The sequence below is a fragment of the Brachybacterium halotolerans subsp. kimchii genome (assembly GCF_020792675.1).
In the GTDB taxonomy this organism is placed as follows: domain Bacteria; phylum Actinomycetota; class Actinomycetes; order Actinomycetales; family Dermabacteraceae; genus Brachybacterium; species Brachybacterium halotolerans.
In genome coordinates this window covers 3190716-3208884 of the sequence record NZ_CP086254.1, presented here as the reverse complement: position 1 = coordinate 3208884, position 18169 = coordinate 3190716, and the positions used below count along the sequence as shown (strand labels likewise).

General features: G+C 73.0%; 13 protein-coding genes. 5 read left to right on the top strand and 8 right to left on the bottom strand.

Going from position 1 to position 18169, the window contains the following annotated elements; genetic code table 11:
• Positions 1-2 precede the first annotated feature (2 nt).
• A complete protein-coding gene (locus Bra3105_RS14370; RefSeq protein WP_228357391.1) occupies positions 3-2570 on the top strand; it encodes an excinuclease ABC subunit UvrA in 2568 nt (855 codons plus the stop codon).
• A 12-nt stretch (positions 2571-2582) separates the two neighbouring features.
• Here Bra3105_RS14370 and Bra3105_RS14365 read toward each other — a convergent pair whose 3' ends face one another.
• Both Bra3105_RS14365 and serS read right to left on the bottom strand, forming a co-directional pair.
• Positions 2583-3590 (bottom strand): HAD family hydrolase, encoded by a 1008-nt coding sequence (locus Bra3105_RS14365; protein WP_228357390.1) that lies wholly within the window; start codon positions 3588-3590, stop codon positions 2583-2585.
• 1 nt (position 3591) lies between these two features.
• Positions 3592-4854: a serine--tRNA ligase gene (gene serS, locus Bra3105_RS14360; RefSeq protein ID WP_200502537.1), complete on the bottom strand. Its 1263-nt coding sequence runs from the start codon at positions 4852-4854 to the stop codon at positions 3592-3594.
• 388 nt (positions 4855-5242) lie between these two features.
• Here serS and Bra3105_RS14355 point away from each other — a divergent pair, with 388 nt between their 5' ends.
• Positions 5243-6805, top strand: a complete 1563-nt coding sequence (locus Bra3105_RS14355) for an HNH endonuclease (protein WP_228357389.1) — start codon at positions 5243-5245, stop codon at positions 6803-6805.
• 47 nt (positions 6806-6852) lie between these two features.
• Positions 6853-8175 carry a diacylglycerol/lipid kinase family protein gene (locus tag Bra3105_RS14350; protein WP_267061787.1) on the top strand — a complete coding sequence of 441 codons (1323 nt, stop codon included), beginning with the start codon at positions 6853-6855 and terminating at the stop codon, positions 8173-8175.
• Here Bra3105_RS14350 and pheA read toward each other — a convergent pair.
• From pheA to Bra3105_RS14330, 4 genes are read right to left on the bottom strand one after another with little or no spacing between them, the layout of a single operon-like run.
• Positions 8159-9118, bottom strand: coding sequence for a prephenate dehydratase (pheA, locus tag Bra3105_RS14345; RefSeq protein ID WP_228357388.1), 960 nt, complete (start codon positions 9116-9118; stop codon positions 8159-8161). The two genes, Bra3105_RS14350 and pheA, sit on opposite strands and share 17 nt — an antisense overlap.
• A gap of 49 nt (positions 9119-9167) precedes the next feature.
• On the bottom strand, positions 9168-9740 hold the full coding sequence (locus Bra3105_RS14340) for a GNAT family N-acetyltransferase (protein WP_228357387.1): 573 nt from the start codon (positions 9738-9740) through the stop codon (positions 9168-9170).
• Positions 9718-10479, bottom strand: a complete 762-nt coding sequence (locus Bra3105_RS14335) for a GNAT family N-acetyltransferase (RefSeq protein WP_228357386.1) — start codon at positions 10477-10479, stop codon at positions 9718-9720. The genes Bra3105_RS14340 and Bra3105_RS14335 overlap by 23 nt, the downstream gene beginning before the upstream one ends.
• A gap of 10 nt (positions 10480-10489) precedes the next feature.
• The gene (locus tag Bra3105_RS14330) at positions 10490-10789 is read right to left on the bottom strand and encodes a Dabb family protein (RefSeq protein ID WP_200502526.1); all 300 of its coding nucleotides are present in this window, start codon (positions 10787-10789) and stop codon (positions 10490-10492) included.
• Between the two features lie 248 nt (positions 10790-11037).
• Here Bra3105_RS14330 and Bra3105_RS14325 point away from each other — a divergent pair, with 248 nt between their 5' ends.
• Both Bra3105_RS14325 and Bra3105_RS14320 read left to right on the top strand, forming a co-directional pair.
• The gene (locus Bra3105_RS14325; protein WP_228357385.1) at positions 11038-13206 is read left to right on the top strand and encodes a hypothetical protein; all 2169 of its coding nucleotides are present in this window, start codon (positions 11038-11040) and stop codon (positions 13204-13206) included.
• Between the two features lies 1 nt (position 13207).
• A complete protein-coding gene (locus Bra3105_RS14320; RefSeq protein ID WP_228357384.1) occupies positions 13208-15301 on the top strand; it encodes a hypothetical protein in 2094 nt (697 codons plus the stop codon).
• 129 nt (positions 15302-15430) lie between these two features.
• Here Bra3105_RS14320 and Bra3105_RS18580 read toward each other — a convergent pair whose 3' ends face one another.
• Together Bra3105_RS18580 and Bra3105_RS14310 are read right to left on the bottom strand one after the other, a co-directional pair.
• Positions 15431-17338, bottom strand: coding sequence for a glycosyltransferase (locus Bra3105_RS18580; RefSeq protein ID WP_323188826.1), 1908 nt, complete (start codon positions 17336-17338; stop codon positions 15431-15433).
• Positions 17335-18165: a DUF5926 family protein gene (locus tag Bra3105_RS14310; protein WP_228357383.1), complete on the bottom strand. Its 831-nt coding sequence runs from the start codon at positions 18163-18165 to the stop codon at positions 17335-17337. The genes Bra3105_RS18580 and Bra3105_RS14310 overlap by 4 nt, the downstream gene beginning before the upstream one ends.
• Between the last annotated feature and the right edge of the window lie 4 nt (positions 18166-18169).

Here is an 18169-nt window from a genome sequence, read left to right as displayed (position 1 = left end):
CCATGCCCGATGCCCACGATGACCTGGTCCGCGTGCACGATGCGCACCTGCACAACCTGCGCCATGTGAGCACGTCCTTCCCGCGGGGGAAGCTCGTCGCGTTCACCGGTGTGTCCGGTTCGGGGAAGTCCTCCCTCGCCTTCGGCACGATCCACGGCGAGGCGCAGCGCCGATACCTCGAGTCGATCGCCCCGTTCGCGCGCCGCCTCATCGGCAGCGCGATGGATCCCCGTGTCGAGAGCCTCCACGGCCTGCCGCCCACGGTCGCCCTCGAGCAGCGCACGAGCGGCGGCGGCGCACGCTCCACCGTCGCCACCCTGACCACGCTCTCCCACGCGATCCGCCTGCTGTACGCCCGCGCCGGCGCTCATCCCGCCGACGTCCTCACCCGCGGCCACCCGGCTCACGGCGGCCGACTGCTCGCCGAGGCGTTCAGCCCGAACACGACAGAGGGCATGTGCCCCGTCTGCCGCGGCGCGGGCGTGCTGCACGAGCCCACCGAGCGCTCGATGGTCCCCGACCCGTCGCTCAGCATCGACGACGGCGCCATCCAGGCGTGGCCCGGCGCCTGGATGGGCAAGAACCTCCGCGACATCCTCGCCACCCTCGACGTCGCCCCCATGGACGTGCCCTGGCGCGACATCCCGCGGGAGGCGCGCGAATGGATCCTGTTCACCGACGAGCAGCCCGTGGTCACGGTGCATCCCGTGCGCGGCGTCGACCAGGTGCAGCGCACCTACGAGGGGCGCTGGCAGTCTGTGGCCCGCTACCTGCGGCACGCGGTCTCCGCGGCCGGTTCCGAGAAGACCCGCGAGCGCGCCCTACGGTACCTCGACACCTCCCTGTGCCCCGCGTGCGAGGGGCATCGACTGAACGCCGACGCCCTCCGCGTCACCTACCTGGGTCTGCCGATCTTCGATCTCCTCGCGCGCAGCGCGCAGCAGGTGCTCGCGATGTGCGAGGAGCGCGCGACGCAGCTCGGGATGGAGCACGGCACGGAGGATGCGGCGAGCGACCGTGACGACGTCTCCCCCGAGGCGGAGGCCGAGCGCCTGCTGCTGCCGAACCTGCTGCCGGTGCTGCGCACGATGGTGGGCCTCGGGGTCGGGCACCTCACGCTGGATCGTCCCGCGCGCACCCTGTCCACGGGGGAGCTGCAGCGTCTGCGCCTCGCCTCGCAGCTGCGCGCGGGCCTGTTCGGCGTCGCCTATGTGCTCGACGAGCCGTCGGCCGGGCTCCACCCGAGCGAGAAGGGGATGCTGCAGGACCTCTTCTCCCGCTTCCTCGACGAGGGGAACTCGGTGCTGCTCGTCGAGCACGACATGTGGCTGATCGAGAAGGCCGACTGGGTGATCGACCTGGGCCCCGGGGCGGGCGTCGAGGGCGGCAGCATCCTGCACTCGGGGCCGGTCGCGCAGCTCGCGGACGCCCCCGGTTCCCGCACGGCCGCGCACCTCGGCCGGCCGCTGCCGCCCCTTCGCACCGGTGATCAGGCCCGACGGCCGACGGGCCGCCTGGTCCTCGCCGGTGTCGAGGCGCGCACGATCCATGACATGGACGTCGAGGTGCCGCTGGGCTCGTTCACGGCGATCACCGGCGTCTCCGGTTCGGGGAAGACCACGCTGATCAGCGACGTCCTCGCGCGGGTCCTCGGCGGGACCGTCCGCACCAGCGTGGACGACGACGAGGAAGTGATGGGCAGTGCGGAACCCGACGCCCCGCCCCCCGGTGCCGAACGGCCTCCGCGGGTCCGGGAGGTCCGCGGTGCGGAGCAGATCGACCGCCTGGTGCGGATCACCCAGAAGCCCATCGGGCGCACTCCCCGTTCATGCCTCGCGACGTACACGGGCCTGTTCGACCGGGTGCGCCGCCTGTTCGCGGACACCGAGGAGGCCCGGCGGCGCGGCTGGGGCGTCGGCCGCTTCTCCTTCAACGTCACTGCGGGCCGCTGCCCCACCTGCCAGGGCGAGGGGCAGATCGAGGTCGAGCTCGTGTTCCTCCCCGGCACCTTCACCCCGTGCCCCGACTGCCACGGCGCCCGGTACACGGACGAGACCCTCGAGGTCACCTGGAACTCGCTGACCATCGCCGAGGTCCTGGGCCTCTCGGTGCGCGAGGCCCGCGGGGTCTTCTCGTCCGACGCCCGCATCATGCGCGCCCTCGACGCGCTGGAGGCGATCGGCCTGGGCTACCTCACGCTCGGCCAGAGCGCGACCGAGCTCTCCGGCGGCGAGGCCCAGCGCATCAAGCTCGCGACCCAGCTGCAGCGCACCGCACGCGGACACACCGCCTACCTCCTGGACGAGCCGACCGCTGGTCTCCATCCGGCGGACGTGGACCTGCTGGTCGCGGAGCTGAACAGGCTCGTGGACGGCGGCTCGAGCGTCATCGTCGTCGAGCACGACATGCGCGTGGTCGCGCAGGCCGATCACGTCATCGACCTGGGCCCGGGCGCCGGCGAGGACGGCGGGAGGATCGTCGCCTCGGGCGCTCCCGCGCAGGTCGCGCAGGTCGCTCAGTGCCAGGACTCCGCGACGGGGCGCTGGCTCTCCGCGCACACGGCGGGCTGAACCGGCCGGTTCTCAGTCGACGACGGTGCGCAGGACCTCGGCGGCCCCGTCGTTCCAGACGTCGAGGGTCACGAGGTCCGCGCTGTCCTTGACCCCGTCGACCGCCTGGCCCATCGCGATGCCCACGCCGGCCCAGCGCAGCATCTCGACGTCGTTGAAGCCGTCCCCGATGGTCACGGTGCGCGAGGTCTCGATGTCCAGACGCGCCCGCACGGACTCCAGCGCGGTCGCCTTGGAGACGCCCGGCGCGGCCATGTCGAGCCACGCCGTCCAACCGATCGCGTACTGCACGCCGTGGACGCCGGACTCGTCGATGAGCTGCGCGAACTCCTGCGGGGTGAGGTCGGGGACGTGGACGACCACGCGCACCGCCTCGAGGACCAGCAGCTCGTCGAGGTCGGTGGGGATCGCCTCGACGCCGAAGCTCGCGTCCTGGAACCCGGGCGTCGCGTAGAAGGCGCCGTCGACCGTCTCGACGGCGTAGTGGGCGTTCGGCGCGACCTCGCGCAGGGTGCGCAGGGCCTCCTCGGGCTGGAAGGCGCGGGTCTCGAGGACGCGCCACCCCTCGTCTGCCGAGGGGTCGAGCTCGATCGTCACCGCGCCGTTCGAGCACACCGCGTACCCGCGCTCGACGCCGGCCATGCGGGCGATCGGGAGCGTCGCGCCGAGCGAGCGCCCGGTCGCGATCACCACGCGCTGCGCGGATGCCGCGGCGACCAGGGCGTCGTGCACACCGGGCGACATCTCGCCGTCGTGGTCCACGAGGGTCCCGTCGACGTCGAGGCCGAACAGCACGCTGCCCTCCTCGCCGTCCCGCAGCGGCGCGAGCGCCTCGCGCAGCCGGGTGCGCACGTGCTCGACGCGGGCGATGCGGTCGTTCTCGGTCTCCGTCACGGTCATGGCCTCGAGCCTGTCAGGTGCGTCTGACGAACGGGTGAAGGGCAGGCGTCGCAGGCCCCGGCCCAGGCGCTGCAACGCGCTCGGCAGCAGGCCCGAGGTGCGGGAGCGTCCACGCCCCATGTCAGGACTGCACCTCGAAGACCTCGCGGCCCCCGAGGTACGGGCGCAGCCCCTCCGGCACCACCACGGAGCCGTCGGCCTGCTGGTGGTTCTCGAGGATCGCGACGATGAAGCGCGTGGTCCCGAGCGTCCCGTTGAGGGTCGCGACGGGTCGCAGGCCGTCCTCGGTGCGCTCGCGGATGTTCAGCCGGCGCGCCTGGAACTGGGTCGTGTTCGAGGTCGAGGTGAGCTCGCGGTAGGTGTCCTGGCTGGGCACCCAGGCCTCGCAGTCGAACTTGCGGGCCGCGCTCGTGCCGAGGTCCCCGGCGGCGGTGTCGATGATGCGGTAGGGCACGTCGATCCTCGCCATCATCTCCCGCTCCCAGTCCAGCAGGCGCTCGTGCTCGGCGTAGGAGTCCTCGATCCGGCAGAACGAGAACATCTCGACCTTCTGGAACTGGTGGACGCGGATGATGCCGCGGGTGTCCTTGCCGTAGCTGCCGGCCTCGCGGCGGTAGCAGGTCGACCAGCCCGCGTAGCGCAGGGGCCCGTCGGAGAGGTCGAGGATCTCGTCGCGGTGATAGCTCGCCAGCGCGACCTCGCTCGTGCCCACGAGGTAGAGGTCGTCGTCCTTGTCGAGGTGGTAGACCTCGTCGGCGTGCTCGCCCAGGTAGCCGGTGCCGTCCATCGACTCCGGCAGCACCAGGGTGGGCGTGATCATCGGGGTGAACCCGGCCTTGGTGGCCTGGTCGATCGCCGCGTTGAGGATGGCGAGCTCGAGCTGCGCGCCGATGCCGCGCAGGAAGTAGAAGCGGGCGCCGGAGACCTTCGCGCCGCGCGCCATGTCGAGCGCGCGCAGGCCCTCGGCGATCTCGAGGTGGTCCTTGACGGGGAAGTCGAAGGTCGGGTTCTCGCCCACGACCTCGCGGACCACGAAGTCCTCCTCGAGGCCCTCGGGGGCACCCTCGGAGATGTTCGGGATGACCCGCAGGGCGGCCTCGCGCTCGTCCGCGGCGGTGTGCGCCTGCGCCTCGAGATCCTTCACGCGGGCGGCGAGGTCCTTGACCTGCGCTAGGAGCTGCTGCTTCTCCTCGCCCTGCGCCTTGGCGACCTGCTTGCCGAAGGCCTTCTGCTCGGCGCGCGCGTTCTCGAAGGAGGTGGTCGCCTCGCGCCAGCGCGAATCGGCCGCGAGCACGGCATCGACGGTGGAGGGGTCGCGCCGACGGGCCTTCTGTGCGTCACGGACCAGGTCGGGGTTCTCGCGCAGGAGCCGCAGATCGATCATGCGCTCCAGGGTACCGGGGCGCGGAGGCGGAGCCGTGCGCCCGGGACGGGATGGGATGCGGGGAACAGGTCGATGGGAAGTGGTGAGGGCGAGGTGAGGCGCGGATGCGCAGCGACGCTCCGCGGCGGATCCCGTGCACGCGTTCGATCCTGCGGCCGATTGTGGAGGACTGGCGGACGGCAGGTCAGAGGCTCGTCCCGCCGCACTGCGCCCGTTTTCTCCGAGTCATCCACATTCTCCGGGGTGCCGTTCCCAGGGGATCGGAGTGTCCGTAGGCTCGAGGCATCAGAAGGATCGCCGCAGGTGAAGTGAGATTTATGCGTGTTCACCGCGCGGAGCGGCGAGCACGAGGGACCGATCTGGAACAGGACCTGGAGGGGAGGTGTGGATGATGACGTCGACGGCGACGCGCGGCGCGGAGACCGCTGGGCCCTCGCTGGAGCTGGTGCGATCGGAGGATCCGGCACAACTCCTCGCCCAGGCCCATGCCACCCTCGCGCGGGCGTTCTCCCTCCTGGGTCCCGCGCCGGATAGTGGGCCGGATGACGCCTCGGGCGCATCTGACTCCGCGACGCCGATCGGCATCGACTCCCTGCTCGCGTCGATCGAGATCAGCGAGCAGATCCTCGCCCTGGCGGGTGCGACCCAGATGAGCGCATCGGTCGCCTTCCGCGCCGGGCGCATCGCCCAGCAGCGGGCCGACGGTGTGCCCCGCAAGGACCTCGGGAAGGGCGTCGCGGAGGAGATCGCGCTCGTGCGCCGTGCCTCGCCCGCCCGCACCCGGAACCATCTGGCTCTCGAGCGGGTGGTCGTCGAGTCGATGCCGAGGACCCTGGATCTCCTCGCGCGCGGCGAGATCTCCGCCTGGGCGGCCGATGAGGTCGCCAAAGGCGTCATCTGCCTGGACGACGAGGACCGCGCCCGCGTGGACCGCGACATCTCCGCCCAGCTGCCGGAGGTCTCCCCCACCCGTGCCGGCGTGCTCGCGCGGGCGCGCGCCGACGAGCTCGATCAGGCCGCAGCCCTCGCCCGCCACGAGCGCGAGGTCTCCGAGCGGCACGTCTCGATCCGTCCCGCCGCCGGCTCGACCGTGCGGTTGAGCGCCCTGCTGCCGCTCGCCGAGGGCGTCGCCGTGTACACGGTGCTGGACCGGGCCGCCTCGACCGCTCGCTCCCAGGGCGTCGAAGGCACCCGTGGTCAGCACATGGCCGACGCCCTGGTCGCCCGCGTCACCGGCCAGCAGGATCCGGGGAGCATGGGCGTCGAGATCCAGCTGATGATGACCGACAAGGCGCTGCTGGACGAGGCCGACGACGTCGCCTGGATCGACGGCCACCCCGTGCCCGCCGGCATCGCCCGTCGCTTCGCGCTCCACGGCGATCCGGAGGACGACTCGACGGCGCAGCGCTTCGTGCGCCGCCTGCTCACCGACCCGATCAGCGGACGCCTCACCGCGGCCGACGACACGCGCCGCCGCTTCTCCGGTCCGGACCGTCGCTTCATCGAGATCGCGGACCAGCGGTGCCGCACTCCCTGGTGCGAGGCGCGCATCCGCCACATCGACCACGTCGAGAGCTACGTCGACGGCGGCGCCACCCGCATCGACAACGGCGCAGGTCTGTGCGAATCGTGCAACTACCTCATGGAGACCCAGGGCTGGATCGAGGAGATCGGGACCGGCGCCGCCGATGGGCACGACGGATCGGGGCCGCCCGAGGGATGTGTGCACCCTGTCGGATCGGGGCGACCCGACGCGCACGCGGGACCGGAGCCACCTCCTGAACGCACCCTCCGCCTCACGACTCCCACCGGCCGCACGTTCACCAGCGCTCCTCCCCCGCTGAGATGGCCGCGACCCGATCTGGACGCCGCCTCGCAGCACGACGACCACTCCGTCGAGGCGCACCCCGAAGGGGACCGGCTCGACCGACCTTCCGCACCCAGCGGATGAATGCCGCCCGTCGCTCGTCGCACCATCGGCCCAGGTAGTCTCGGCCCATGGATCTGAGCACCGTCCTCGCGATCGTCTCGATCGCCCTCAGCGTGGTCGTCGTCGTGCTGCTGGCGGTGGTGCTCGTGCACGTCCGCGCGCAGCGCCGCCAGGTGGACGATCTCGCGCGCGCTCGCGCGGACCGCGCGGTGCTCGCGAGCGAGGGCGCGTCGTTCTCCCGCGTGGCCGTGGTCATGAATCCGTCCAAGCACGACGACCCCGAGCAGTTCCGCGAGCGCCTGCGCACGATCGCCGAGCGGCTGCTCGGCATCGAGCTGCACTTCCACGACACCACGCGCGAGGACCCCGGCCGCGGACAGGCCGCACAGGCCCTGGAGGACGGGGCCGACCTGGTGATCGCGGCGGGCGGCGACGGCACGGTGCGCGAGGTCGCCTCGGCCCTCGCCCATTCGGGTGTGCGTATGGCGATCCTGCCCGTGGGCACCGGCAACCTGCTCGCCCGCAACCTCGACCTCCCCCTCGACGATCTCGAGAAGGCGCTGCGGGTCGCCCTGCTGGGATCCGACAGCATGGTCGACATGGGCTGGATGCGCACCGGCAGCTCCTCGTCGGAGATCTCGACGGCGCAGAAGCGGGCGTTCCTCGTGATCGCCGGTGTGGGCGCGGACGCCGAGGTCATCGGCGCGACGAACCCGAAGATGAAGAGGCGCATCGGCTGGCCCGCCTACGTAGTCGCCGGGCTCGACAAGATCGTGGGCCGCGCGTTCTCGGCGCGGATCACGACCCCTTCCGGCCACAGCGTCGACGTCGACGCCCGCACCGTGCTGATCGGGAACGTCGGGCGTCTGCCCGGCGGCATCGTCCTGATGCCCGACGCGACGGTGGACAATCATCGCCTCGACGTGCTGGTGCTCTCGTGGCGTGGCGCCGCGGGACTCAGCCAGATCATCGCGCGTCTCGTCCAGCCGGCGCTGCACCCCAAGCCACAGCTCTCCACGATGGAGCAGGCGCTCACCACGAGCGTGAGCGTGGTGACGACCAAGCCGCAGCCCGTGCAGCTCGACGGCGACACAGAGGGGAAGGCGACCCATCTGCTCGCCGAGGTCGATCCCGGTGCACTGATCATGCGCACGCCGGCCAGCGTCGCGGACCGCGGCGTCGAGACCGACCGCCAGCAGGTCGGGCCGCACGTCACGGAATCGGATCAGATCGACGGCGGGGAGGATCCGATGGACCCCACTGACCCGACCGATCCGACGGACCCGAAGGACCCGACCACTCCGACGGGCCCGACCGACTCAACGGACCCGACGGACCGGAAGGACTCCGGCCAGGTGCCGTCGGACGAGTCCGTCACGGGACGGGCGTGATCATCCTGCTGAGCTCGCCCACCCAGCGGCTCGCGTCGTCGTAGGAGTCGTCGGCCGTGGCGACGTCGACCGTCGACCGCTGCTGATCCGCGCGCGGATAGGACCCCAGGTAGATGACCTGCGGGCACATGCGGTGCAGTCCGCGCAGAGCGCTGGCGACGCGACGGTCCTCCAGATGCCCCTCGGCGTCGATGGAGAAGGAGTAGCGGCCCAGGGCGTCGCCGATGGGTCGGGACTCGATGCGGGAGAGGTTCACACCGTTGGCGCTGAACTGCTCGAGCATCTCCAGCAGAGCGCCCGAGCGGTTGTGCGGGAGGTGGACGACGAGCGTCGTCTTGTCCGCCCCGGTGCGGGCGGGGATCCGGCTGTTGCGGGTGACGATGACGAAGCGGGTCTGGGCGCCCTTGGTGTCCTCGATGCCGCGGGCGAGGACCTGGAGCCCGAAGTGCTCCGCGGCCAGCGGCGAGCAGATCGCAGCGAGGCCCTCGGCCTCCGTCTCGCTCGCGTCGGCGATGGCCTGGGCGGCCCCGGCGGTCGAGGAGGCCGGCTCGATCGCGGCGCCCGGCAGGTTCTCGCGGATCCACCCCTGAACCTGCGCCTGCGCGTGGGTGTGGGAGGCGACGGCGCGCACCTGGGACAGGTCCATCTGCCGCTTGGCGGCGAGCACGAAGGTGATCGGGACGATCTGCTCGGCGACGATCGTGATGCGGTCGTGCGAGGCGAGGACATCGAGCGTGCCGGACACCCCGCCCTCGACCGAGTTCTCGATCGGCGCGGTGATCGCGTCGATCTCGCCGTCCACGAGCGCCGTGGTCGCGGTCGCGACCGACGTGAACGGGATCAGCTCGGCCTCGGCGCGCAGCTCGTCGGGCGCCTCCGCAAGGGCCTGCAGAAGCGCCTGGTGGGTGAAGGTGGTCTCGGGGCCGAGGAATCCGTACCGCATGGCTGCAGGGTATCCGCGGCGGGCGTGCGGCGTGGGCGCGGTCCAGGGCTCAGCGGCCGGATGCTCCCTGCGCGTCCGGCTCCTGCGGCCAGGGGCCCTGACCGAACCAGTACCGCCTGTGCTCGGCGATCGAGCTCTCGTACACCCCGCCGTTGCGCTCGATGGTGCGTCGCGAGGCCTCGTTGGTCTCGGCGCAGCAGACGAGCACGGGATCGATGCCCAGCTCGGCGGCCTCCGTGAGGCCGACGGCGAGCGCTGCACCCGCGACGCCCCGTCGGCGGGCGGAGGGACGCACGGAGTAGCCGATGTGTCCGCCCTGGGCGAGTAGGAAACTGGTGAGGTGGTGGCGCACGGCGAGGAATCCGAGCAGGGGTCCGCCCGCCTCCCAGGTCTCGTCGACGATCCACCGGTACGAGCAGTGCACGCGCTCGGGCGCCGGAGGGATCGACGTGTCGCCCTCGGCGAGGCGCTGCTCGAGATAGCGCGCGAACTCCTCGGGAGTGGGTTCGGGGATCGAGCCCCCGAAATAGCCCGAGCCGTCGATCGGCCCGTCCGCGAAGTCCCGCACGCACGCGGCCCAGGACTCGAAGCGGGCGGGGTCAGGGGCGGTCAGACGGATCATCGTGCCAGCGTAGACGGGCCGTGCCGGCCTCTCGGTCGTCGAGATCGAGGCCGCGGTCGGGGTCGAGGTCGAGGTCGAGGTCGACGTCCAGGTCGAAGTCGGGCTCGTCGTCGAGGTCGAGCTCCCAGCGCTCGACCCGCCGACTCGCGTCACCGGGGTGGCGCTCACTCCGGCCCGTCGGCCGTGCGCCTGCTCCCCTCGCGACGTGCTGGGATGCCACGTTCTCCGGCGGGATGCGCAGGACGAGCGTGCAGATGCGCGGATCGGACCTCGCGGTGTCCCGCAGCGCGCGGGCGATCGCGGCGCCCCAGCCGTGCCGTCGTTGCGGAGCGAGCACCCAGTAGCTCATGTCCGCCTGCCCGCGCTCGAGGCCTGGGCCCAGCAGGTGCAGCCCTCCCCCGCCGACGATCTCGCCGCGGGCGCTGCATGCGCGTGCGTCCGTGCCCGCGTCCGCGCCCGTGCCTGCGCCCGTGCCCGCGTTCATGCCGGTGCACGCGTCGATGTCGGCGTTCCCGCCGCCGACCTGGCACGCGGCGAACTCGCGCACGGGCCCGTCCATGCTCCACCGCTCCGCGCGCTCGAGGAACTCCGCGAGCTCTGCGGGCTCCCAGCGGCGGCCGAAGACCTCCCGGGCGAGAGCCCGATCCTGACCGGCGAGGATGGCTCCGGCATGCGAGCTCCCGAGGCGCTCGAGGCGCACGGACCGCCCGCGCCGATCGACGTCCTCCACCCGCGCCATCAGAGGATCGTCATCCCTCGAGGGGGACGAAGTCGAACTCCTGGAAGGCTGCGACCTCGCTCTTCCACCGCTGGGTGACGAAGCCCTGGTGGTCCGGATGTGCGTCATACGCGGCGTACACGTCCTGATCGGCGAAGCGCATGGCGAACTGGAAGCGGAAGTCGCTCTGCTCGCCGACCTGCCGGGAGGCCGTGAACTCCTCGACGCCGGGGACCGCGGGCAGGATGCGTCGTGCCTCGTCGAGGAAGGCCTGCTCCTCGTCGGAGCCGGGCGCGTGCGCGAGGGTGAAGCAGACGGTGTGGAGGATCATGCAGGGCTCCTCGAAGACGGACCGAAGCGGAGGTGGGGCAAGGCGGAGGTGGGGCAAGGCGGAGGCCGGGTCGGGGCCGCGCCGAGCAGTGGTCGGGCAGCATCGCCGACGATCGTGGGCAATCTACCGGCCGACCCGCGGTCCCCATCGCGCGATCTCACGCCGCGCAGTGCGGACTCGCCCTCGGACGGCCGCGTCCGGCCCGGCATCGTGAGCAGCCGTCCGGCTCCGCCTTCTACGATCATCCGGTGACCTTCCCTCCGTCGGCCCTTCGCCCGAGCTCGGGCCCGGCACGCGCGCCCCGGCGCCTTGACCGCGCCGCCCGCCCTCTCGCGCTCGCCCTCGCGCTCGCCCTGTTCGTCTCCGTGCTGCTCCCCGTGCTCGCCCCCGCATCGGCCCGAGCGGACGGCGTGGCAGCGCCCGCAGCGCCCGCAGTTCCCGCAGCCCCCGCCGCGCAGGGACCCTCGGAGCAGCCCGTCGAGCTCGTCCTCGCGACCGCGGGGCTGAACTGGGAGGACATCTCCGAGGCGACCCCGCACCTCCTGTGCCTCGCCGAACGCTCGGGGACCGCCGCGATGAGCGTGGGCTCGATGACGCCGCTGACACCCACGCGTCGCCAGGGCATGGAGACGCTGACCAGCGGTTATCTGGGCCTCGCATCCCAGTCCCACCGGACCTCCCGCTCACCGCAGCCCGCGGAGGACCTGGTCTCCGCGCTGCCCGACGCCCCAGAGGTCGTCCCCCTGGACTCGCTGCCCGCGCGTGGGGCCGACGAGGACCCCGTCGCCCCGGGCTCGGAGCGCGGCCGCGCCCTCGCCGCTCTCGACGAGGAGGTCGGGAAGCAGCTCGATGCCGTCGGCGGCTGCGACAGCGCATCGATGGGGCGGGTGCTTCTGGTCTCCGTCGCCCCCTACGATCCCGAGGACTCCGAGGCGGTCGAAGAGGGCCGCTCCCCCGCGCCCGGACCTGACCGACTGCAGGTCGTGATGGACTCCGGTTTCGCGAGCGGCTCGCTGACCAGCGGATCCACCCATCAGGAGGGGGTCGTGCTGCTCACCGATGTGGTGCCGACGATCCTCGCGAGCTACGGCGAGAGCACCCCCGAGGGACTTCCCGGGCAGATCTTCGAGGGAACCCCGACGCCCGCCGACGGGTCGGGCGCCGACGGGTCAGGCGCGGACGGGTCGGGCGCGGACACGACCGATTCCGTCGTCCGCGACACCGCCGGCATCCGCCTGGCCACCGACCGCTCGGCCGCGAACGTGCTGGTCGACGGGGCGACGTGGTGGGCGCTGGGATCCTGGCTGGTGCTGCCGGCACTCGGGCTGCTGGTGCTGCTCGTCCCCCGTCTTGCGGCGCGCCGCCGCCTCTCCGCCGCCGCGCGCGCCGCAGCCGTGTGCCTCCCTCTCGGACCGGCCGCGGGCCTGCTCGCAGGGGCCGTGCCCTGGTGGAGGGCCGAGCACCCCGCGCTCGCGCTCACCGCCGTGGTGTGGGGATTCGCCCTCGTGCTCTCGGCGATCGCCCTGCTCGGACCCTGGCGCCGCCTCCGGTACGGCCCCGCGGGCGCCGCGGGGGCACTGCTCGCCCTGGCCGTCCTCACGGAGTCCGCGACCGGTTCCCAGCTGCAGCTTGGCTCCCCGCTCGGGGCGCAGGCGATCCGCGGCGGACGCTTCTACGGCATCTCCAACCACCTCTCGGGAATGGTGCTGGCGGGCACGATGATCGCGCTGCTCGCCGTGTGCGCACGGCTCACGCGCCCGCGCACGCGAGTGCTCGCCGTGATCGCGATCGGGATCGTGGTGATGGGCGTGAGCGCAGCGCCGACGATGGGCGCCGATTTCGGCGGCGTGCTCGTGCTGGTGCCCGCGCTCGGGCTCCTCGCCCTCATGCTGAGCGGGATCCGCGTGCGCTGGTGGCATCTGCTCGCGGTCGGCGGGGCGGCGGTGGTGGCCGTCGGCGGCATCTCGGTGCTCGACTGGCTGCGCCCGCCCGCGCAGCGCACGCACCTGGGACGGTTCGTCGACCAGGTGCTCTCCGGCGAGCTGTTCGACGTGATCGCCAGCAAGGCGCAGCAGAACATCGACCAGGTCACCACGTTCTGGCCGCTGCTGGGCGTGCTGCTGCTGGCCGCCGTGCTCTGGGTGTGCTCGCTCGTCCCCACCCGCACGCGCATGGTGCGCCTCGCGGCCTTCGACGCCCGGCATCCCGCCGCCCGGCCCGTGCGCATCGCGCTCGGCGTCGGGGCGTGGATCGGCTATGCGACGAACGACACCGGGGCGATGCTGCTGCTCGCCGCGCTCGTGGTCTCGCTGCCGCTGATCGCGGCGATGCTCCCGGATCCGGTAGTCGGCGCGCGTGGCGATACCGGCGAGTCCGACGGTGAGGCTCCTCCCGGGACGGCCGCATACCATCGCTGACGTGCTGTTCCCCCGTCCGTCCCGTCCGCGCGCGATCCCCCGCGGGCTCGCGGGGCCGACGCCGAGGGCCCCGCGGCGTCTGCTCCCGCGCCCGGTCGTCCTCGCCGCGATGTGTGTGCTGCTGGCGACGGCCGCAGCGCTCCTCGGGCCGACGGGACCCGCGCGGGCCGACGACGGAGCGGACGCAGGCGCGTCGAGCGCACCGGTCCGCATGGTCCTGGTGACCTCGGGTCTGACCTGGGAGGACGTATCCGAGGAGACGACCCCTCATCTGCAGTGCCTCGCCGAGAACGCCGGCGTGGGAGCCATGAACACGACCTCGACCACCGTGGTCTCCACGAAGCGGCAGGGCGAGGAGACGCTGCGCACCGGCTTCCGCGGGCTCGCCGCGACGGCCCCGTCGAGCGCCGGCGTCCCGAACCCGCCCACCGACCAGCTCGCCCGCATCCCCGGCGGCACCACAGAGATCGACGCGAGCGAGGACGTCCCCGTCGGCCGCATCAGCGCGGCGCTCGATGGTGATGGTGCCGGAGACGCAGACTCCGGCGTGCTCCTCGTCGATCTCGGCTCGGCCACTCCCTCGGATCTCACTGCGCTGGACGAGCGCGCCGGGGAGGTGCTCGACGCGGCAGGCGGGTGCGCGGCCGATTCCGCGTCCGGTTCCGCGGCGGGCTCCGCGGACCTCCCCCGCACCCTGCTGGTCTCCGTCGCGGCGACCGACCCGGCCGATCCCGCGGCCGTCGAGACCCAGGGGTCGATCGCCTCGCGCACCGCCGGCCTGCAGGTCGCGATGGACACCGGCCGCCCCGGCGAGGCGCTGTCCAGCGGATCCACCCACCAGAACGGGCTCGTCGTGCTCACCGATGTGCTCCCCACCGTGCTCGAGAGCCACGGCGTCGAGCCGACGCTCACCCTGCCCGGGCAATCCTTCGAGGGGCAGGACACCCGCGTCGACCCCCAGCAGCTCGCGCTGGACCGCTCGCTCGCCGCGCGGCTCGTGGACGGCGCCTCGCCCCCGGCGTTCTTCTCCTGGCTGGCGTTCGGGGCCGTCGGGCTCGTCCTGCTGCTGATCACGCCGCTGCGCCGCCGCGATCGCGCGCGGCACGCGGCCCGCTCGCTGCTCGCGATCGCGCCGCTGTGCTTCCCGGTCGCGCTCATGTCCACGCTCGTGCCGTGGTGGCGGGCCGAGCACCCGGCCCTGGCGCTGACGGGCGTGGTGTGGGCCGGGTCGGCGGTGCTGGCCGCGGTGGTGCTCGCCGGCCCCTGGCGGCGCTCGCGCTTCGGACCTCCGGGGGTCGCGTTCGGCCTGGTCGCGGGCCTCATCCTGCTCGAGTCGGCGCTCGGCTCACCGTGGCAGACGGGGTCCCCGCTGGGCGCGAACGCCATCTCCGGGGCGCGCTTCTACGGGCTCTCGAACCACCTGTTCGGCATGGTGCTCGCGGGCACGCTCGCCGCCCTGGGCTGCCTGTTCACGCGCCTGCGCACCCCGCGCGCCCGGGTGATCGCGACGGTGGCGACGGGAGTGGTGGTGTCGGCGGCCTGCGTCGCCCCGTCGATGGGCGCGGATTTCGGCTCCATGCTCGTGTGCGTGCCGACGTTCGGGCTGCTCGCCCTGCTCGTCTCCGGCATCCCGCTGCGCTGGTGGCACGTGCTGGGACTGTATGCGGCGGGCGCGGTCGCCGTGGTCGGGGTGTCGGTGCTCGACTGGCTGCGTCCGCCGGCTTCTCGCTCCCACCTGGGTCGATTCATCGACGACGTGCTCTCGGGCGGACTCGGGACGGTGGTGCTGCGCAAGCTCGGTCAGAACCTGCAGATGCTCGTGGACTACCCGGGGCTCGCGCTGGTGGTGCTCGCGGCGGTGCTCGGCTCGGTCGCGATCCTCATGCCGCGCCGCCTGCACTGGCGTGCCCTCGAGCAGCTGGACGAGGAGCATCCGAGCGGGCGCTCGGTCCGGATCGCGCTGGTCGCGGGCGGGTGGCTGGGCTACGCGGTGAACGACACGGGACCGGTGCTGATCGCCGCCGTGCTGGGCCTCGGCATTCTCGCGCTCGCGGCTGTGCTGCCCGCCCGGGAGGATGCCCCGGTCGGCGGGTGACGCGGCGCACAGGTGGTGCGGAGGGCAGGTGGTGCGTCGGACCGCAGAGGCGGAGAACGGACGAGGCACCGCGCAGCGTGCGCGGCCCTCGTCCGAGCGTCCGAGGTGGGGCTGCTCCCCGGCTCCAGCTCAGTCCTGGCTGCCGCGATCCCGCTGTCCCTCGGCGTCCGCCTCCTCGACGGCCGACTGGACCACGAGCGAGGTGTACTCCCCGGCGTCCATCGGCAGCTCGATGCGCTCGGGAACGCGCGGCACGCTGCGCTGGAGATGCGCGGCCATGATCACCGCGTGCTCGGGGGCGAAGGGACCGTCCACGGGCGCCTCGTGCATGCGTCGGCCCAGTTCATGGAGATCGGCGCCGGCGAGCAGCACCACGTCCTCGGGTTCGAAGGGCCCGTCCACCGGCAGCGCTCGCAGGTCCGCGTCGAGGGCCGCGATGTCGACCTGCTCGAGCTCGCGCGCGTCCTCGGCGTCGAACGGACCCGACGCGGGAAGGTCCGCGAGAGTGCGGGCCGACGGGGCGTCGTCGGCCGAAGCGTCCGTGGAATCGGCGGCGGACGGGGTCTCGGGAGCAGGCGCCGTGGCGGGCTCGGTCTCCGGCTCGGGCTCGGGTTCCGGCTCCGGCTCCGGCTCCGGCTCCGGCTCCGGCTCCGGCTCCGGCTCCGGCTCCGGCTCCGGCTCCGGCTCCGGAGAATTCTCGTCCACGACCGATGCCTCGGTCGACACCGTTCCCCAGGCGTCGACGTCGTCCGGGTAGCTCGCGGGCGCGGAGCGCGGAAGCGCCGGCTCCGTCGCTGCCTCGTGGGCGCCCGCGGCGGCGGGTTCGACCTCGTCGATCTGCTCCGTCGCGTCGGCCTGGGGCGCGTCGTCTGCCTGGGGCGCCTCGTCAGCGGGGGCGACCTCATCCTCCGACTCGAGCGCGTCAGCCTGCGGCGACAGAGCTTCCGCGGTCATTCCACCCGCGCTCTCCGATCCGTCGAACGCGAGCGGTGCGGGCGCATCGTCCGACTCGGGATCCACACCGGGCTCAGCCTCGACGTCCTCGGCACCCGAGGCAGTCTCCTCGACCGCCGGCGCCGCCTCGTCGGCCACCATCGCCTCGTCGGCACCCATCGCCTCGTCGGCACCCATTGGCTCGTCCACGACCACCGACTCGTCGGCGACCACGGCCGGCTCCTCGACGCCCTCCACCGTCTCCTCCGCGACCTCCGGAGGGTGCACGGTGCGGCGGCGCAGCAGCGCGCGGGTGACATCGCGCAGCTGGGCGGCGCGGTGCAGCTGTCCGGACAGGTCCTTGCCGGTGGCGCGATGACGCAGGGCGCAGGGCACCTCCTTCACCCAGAAACCGCCGGTCAGGGCGTCGATCGTCAGCGACGTCTCCACGCCCCAGCCCGGGGCGAGCGGCTGGCACGCCTCCCAGGTCTCGCGGGTGATGCATCGCGTGCCCGAGAGCGGCTGCTGCGGCTCCCATCCGGTGATGCGGCGGATGCCGTTGCGGGCGGTGCGCACCACGATGCCGAGGCCGGCGGCGCCGTTCTGGGGAGGCAGCAGGGCGATCGCCATGTCGACGCCGTCGTCGAGGACGGCGTCCACGAGCGGGGCGGCGTTCTCGGCGCTGTCCTCCATGTCGCCGTCGAGGAACAGCAGCGCGCGGGACATGAGGTCCGACGGGGAGATCACGGGCAGCGGGCCCGTGTGGCCGGGCATGCGAGGCTCCGCGTGGAGCTCCTCGCGGAAGTCCACGCCGCCGTCGGCCGCCTCGGTGTCCTCGCGCATGGCGATGACGCGCGCGCCGGTCGCCATCGCGGCGGCCTTCCCGCGGTTGGTGCGGTGGCGGACCACGAGCGCGCCGGCGCCGGTGGCGACCGCTGCGGTCGCATCGCTCGAGCCGTCGTCGACGACCACCACGGTGTCCACGCGGTCGATGCGCTGGGCGGCGCGGATCGTCGCCTCGATCCGGTCGGCCTCGTCCTTGGCGGGGATCACCACGGCGACCGCCGTGGGACGGTCCGCCGCGAGCGGCCCCGCCGCGCTCATCGCAGGGTCACCTGGCGCGCGACGATGCCGCCCCGGGCCCGCCGCTCCATGACGGTGAGCGGCTCGGTGGTCTCGAGCGCCTCGAGGAAGCGGGCGCTGAACGCTTCCGCCTGGGTCTCGACGCCCTCGGCTCCGAAGCCGGAGGGCAGATCCCACACGGGGATGGTGAGGCCCTCGGCGCGGAAGGAGCCCACGTACTTCGTGCCCTCGCCGATGCCGGACTCGCGGCGCGCGTGCAGGCGGGCCACGGCGTCGACGACGCGGTCCTCGTCGGCGTCGAGGACCCAGCGCAGGTGCTCCTTCGGGCCGGCGTCGACCCAGTAGGCGTGCGCGAGACCCGCGACCGGACGGGTCGGCATGATCTTCTCGTTCGCCTCCCGCAGGGAGGCCTCGACCTCGGCGGTGCGATCGGCCTCGGGGTCGACCCAGAACTCGAAGGAGTCGTGGACCTCGATCGCGAAGTCGCCGTCGAGGTCCAGCACGTCCTGGAGGCGCGGGGAGTCGTCCTCGAGGGCGACCGTGGGGACCGGTGAGCCGGGCTCGAGCGCGAGGGCCTGCACGATCGCCTGGCCGAAGGCGCGCGAGAGGTCCCCGCCGGGGACACTCGCCTGCAGGCCGACGACGACCGAGCCGTCGGAGCGGCGGATCGCGGGCCAGTTCATCGGCAGGATCGTGGCGAGGGTGACGGCCTCGCTCCCCAACGCGGCGGTGGTCCGCGCGCTGACGGTCGCGGCAGGGATCAGCTGGCGCATCGCCACCAGATCCTGCTCCTGCGGCAGTCCCTCGAAAGGACGGCGGACCAGCGCGTCTCGTGAGCTCGTCGACATGCGC

Coding starts and splice junctions, on each gene's coding strand:
- Bra3105_RS14370 (WP_228357391.1), top strand. CDS start 3: ATGCCCGATGCCCACGATGACCTGGTCCGCGTGCACGATGCGCACCTG.
- Bra3105_RS14365 (WP_228357390.1), bottom strand. CDS start 3,590: ATGGGGCGTGGACGCTCCCGCACCTCGGGCCTGCTGCCGAGCGCGTTG.
- serS (WP_200502537.1), bottom strand. CDS start 4,854: ATGATCGATCTGCGGCTCCTGCGCGAGAACCCCGACCTGGTCCGTGAC.
- Bra3105_RS14355 (WP_228357389.1), top strand. CDS start 5,243: ATGATGACGTCGACGGCGACGCGCGGCGCGGAGACCGCTGGGCCCTCG.
- Bra3105_RS14350 (WP_267061787.1), top strand. CDS start 6,853: ATGGATCTGAGCACCGTCCTCGCGATCGTCTCGATCGCCCTCAGCGTG.
- pheA (WP_228357388.1), bottom strand. CDS start 9,118: ATGCGGTACGGATTCCTCGGCCCCGAGACCACCTTCACCCACCAGGCG.
- Bra3105_RS14340 (WP_228357387.1), bottom strand. CDS start 9,740: ATGATCCGTCTGACCGCCCCTGACCCCGCCCGCTTCGAGTCCTGGGCC.
- Bra3105_RS14335 (WP_228357386.1), bottom strand. CDS start 10,479: ATGGCGCGGGTGGAGGACGTCGATCGGCGCGGGCGGTCCGTGCGCCTC.
- Bra3105_RS14330 (WP_200502526.1), bottom strand. CDS start 10,789: ATGATCCTCCACACCGTCTGCTTCACCCTCGCGCACGCGCCCGGCTCC.
- Bra3105_RS18580 (WP_323188826.1), bottom strand. CDS start 17,338: ATGAGCGCGGCGGGGCCGCTCGCGGCGGACCGTCCCACGGCGGTCGCC.
- Bra3105_RS14310 (WP_228357383.1), bottom strand. CDS start 18,165: ATGTCGACGAGCTCACGAGACGCGCTGGTCCGCCGTCCTTTCGAGGGA.